Below are 2,849 nucleotides of genomic sequence, written 5' to 3' on the forward strand. Positions count from 1 at the left end.
GGCGCACGGACGATCCGGGCATTGTCGATACGGGTCATGGCAAGGCTTCCTGGTCTGAAGATCACGCGCGTGGTTTCAGCCGTGCGATTGGGCGAAGGCGAGGCAATGGTCGAGGATGGCGGAGAGCCAATCGGGCGTGGGGGCGATGGTCATGCTGTCCTCGTTGCTTCGAAAGACGGGCGACGGATGACGCTCGACGAGCCATGCCAAACGCGGGCGTAAAGCGGGTTGAACCCGACGCGATAGACCAGTTCGGCTGGACGCTCGATGTCCCAGATCGCGAGATCACACCATTTGCCAGGTTCGAGGCTGCCGGTCTCGTCGAACAATCCGAGCGCCCGCGCCGCCTCGCGCGTGGTGGCCGCGATGCATTCCTCGACGGTAAGACGGAAGAGTGTTGCGGCCATGTTCATCGCGAGCAGCAGTGAGGTCAGCGGCGAGGTTCCCGGGTTGCAGTCCGTCGCAACCGCCATCGGCACGCCATGGCGGCGCAGCAGGTCGATCGGCGGCAATTGCCGCTCGCGGATGAAATAGAAGGCGCCCGGCAGCAGGACCGCGACCGTGCCGCTCCGCGCCATCGCCGCCGTACCGGCCTCGTCGGTGAATTCGAGATGGTCGGCCGACAGGCCGCCGAAGCGGGCGGCGAGCGCGGCACCGCCGAGATTGGACAATTGGTCGGCATGCAGCCGGACCGGCAGCCCCAGGGCGTGCGCCGTTTCGAACACGCGCGCGATCTGGTCGGGCGAGAAGGCGATGCCCTCGCAGAAGCCGTCGACGGAATCGGCGAGGCCCTCGCGCACCATGGCCGGGAGCATGTCGCGGCAGACCGTGTCGATATAGGCCTCCCGGTCGCCCGCCGCCTCGGGCGGCAGCGCATGGGCGCCGAGGAAGGTCGTATGGACGGTTACAGGCCGCGCAGCAGCCAGGCGCCGCGCTGCGCGCAGCTGGCGGCATTCGGCCTCGGTTTCGAGGCCATAGCCGGACTTGATCTCGACCGTGGTCACCCCCTCGGCCAGAAGCGTGTCGAGCCGGGGCAGTGCCTGGGCCACCAACTCGTCCTCGCCCGCCCGCCGGGTGGCGGTCACGGTCGAGACGATCCCGCCACCGGCACGCGCGATCTCCTCGTAGCTGGCGCCGGCCAGGCGTTGTTCGAACTCGTGAGCCCGGTTGCCGCCATGGACCAGATGGGTGTGGCAGTCGACGAGGCCCGGTGTCACCCAGCGGCCGGCGCAGTCGATCCGCTCGCGGGCGTCCAAGCCGGGCGGAACGTCCGTTGCCGGGCCGGCATAGACGATGCGGCCGTCCTGCGCGGCGATCACGCCGTGTTCCACGACACCCAGCCCCGACCGGTTCGAGGCAAGCGTGGCCAGGCGGCAGTGCTGCCAGAGGGTATCGACCAAATTCATCGCGGCAACTCGTTGCGAAAGCACGGGGCGTTGAGTTATTTTGTATATACATAACGACAACGCCGCGCCCTGTCCAGCGGGCATGCCGCGCACTCTAGGAGAGTGAATTGGCCGACTTGTTCTTTAGCGAAGCGCTGTTGCCCGATGGCTGGGCGCGGAACGTCAGGATCTCTATTGCCGACGGGCGCGTCGCCCGGATCGAGCGTGACGCCGCCGCCCGCCCGGACGACGAAACACACGCGCTGGGCGTGCCGGGCTTGCCGAACCTGCACAGCCACGCGTTCCAGCGCGGTATGGCCGGTCTCGCCGAAATCCGGGGGCCTGCGTCCGACAGTTTCTGGACCTGGCGCGACCGGATGTACCGGTTCGTCGGCGCCATGACGCCCGAAGACGTCGAGGTGCTCGCGGCGCAAGCCTATGTCGAGATGCTCGAGACCGGCTTCACGCGCGTCGCCGAGTTCCACTATGTCCACCATGACCGGGACGGCACACCTTACGCCAACTTGGCGGAGCTCGGCGCGCGGATCGGTGCCGCCGCCCGGCAGACCGGGATCGGCCTCGCGCTGCTGCCGGTCTTTTACGCCCATGCCGGCTTCGGCGGCCGCGCGCCCGAGCCGGCGCAACGGCGCTTCGTCAACGATATTGACCAATATGGCCGGCTGGTCGAGGCCTGCCGCGCGGCGCTGCGCGGCGATCCCGGTGCCACGGTCGGCATCGCGCCGCATTCGCTGCGCGCGGCGACGCCCGATGAGCTGGCCGCGCTTCTGCCGCTGGCCCAAGGGCAGCCGATCCATATTCATATCGCCGAGCAGACCAGGGAGGTCGACGACTGCCTGGCCTGGAGCGGGCAGCGGCCGGTCGAGTGGCTGCTCGACCACGCGCCGGTCGACGGTGGCTGGTGTCTGGTGCATGCAACCCATATGACGCTGGACGAGACGCGGCGGATGGCCGCGAGCGGTGCGGTCGCCGGCCTGTGCCCGATCACCGAGGCCAATCTCGGCGACGGCACCTTCGACGCCGTCCGCTTCGTCGCCGCCGGCGGCGTCTACGGCGTCGGCTCGGATTCGAACGTGCAGATCGGGGCGGCCGACGAGCTCCGGCAGCTCGAATATTCTCAGCGGCTGGCGCTGCGCGCCCGTAATGTCATGGCGATGGGCGAGGGGGGCTCGACGGGGCGGGCGCTGTTCGACGGTGCGCTCGCCGGCGGCGCCCAAGCGACCGGCCTGACGGCAGGCATCGTCGAGGGCGGTTCCGCCGACCTGGTCAGTCTGGCGCGCGACCATGTGGCGTTCGCCGGCCGCACCGGCGACGCGCTGCTCGACGCGTGGATCTTCGCCGGTGGACGCGGCCTCGTGGACTGCGTATGGATGCGGGGCGGGAAGGTCGTCGAGCACGGCCGCCACCGGGACGCGGACGCGATCGCGCGCCGGTTCCGACGCACGC

The 2,849-nt window shown here is 69.4% G+C and carries 2 protein-coding genes; one reads left to right on the top strand and one right to left on the bottom strand.

All coding sequences use genetic code 11. The annotated features are described in order from the left end of the window. Nucleotides 1–149 precede the first annotated feature (149 nt). Nucleotides 150–1,406: an imidazolonepropionase gene (hutI, locus tag IEY58_RS34070; protein WP_189052647.1), complete on the bottom strand. Its 1,257-nt coding sequence runs from the start codon at nt 1,404–1,406 to the stop codon at nt 150–152. A 107-nt stretch (nt 1,407–1,513) separates the two neighbouring features. Between hutI and IEY58_RS34075 the strand changes: the two genes are divergently transcribed. After that, nucleotides 1,514–2,849 (top strand): formimidoylglutamate deiminase (locus IEY58_RS34075; protein ID WP_189052648.1); only part of this gene is annotated, 1,336 nt, incomplete at its 3' end.

The sequence above is a fragment of the Aliidongia dinghuensis genome (genome assembly GCF_014643535.1).
In the GTDB taxonomy this organism is placed as follows: domain Bacteria; phylum Pseudomonadota; class Alphaproteobacteria; order ATCC43930; family CGMCC-115725; genus Aliidongia; species Aliidongia dinghuensis.

Coding starts and splice junctions, on each gene's coding strand:
- hutI (WP_189052647.1), bottom strand. CDS start 1,406: ATGAATTTGGTCGATACCCTCTGGCAGCACTGCCGCCTGGCCACGCTT.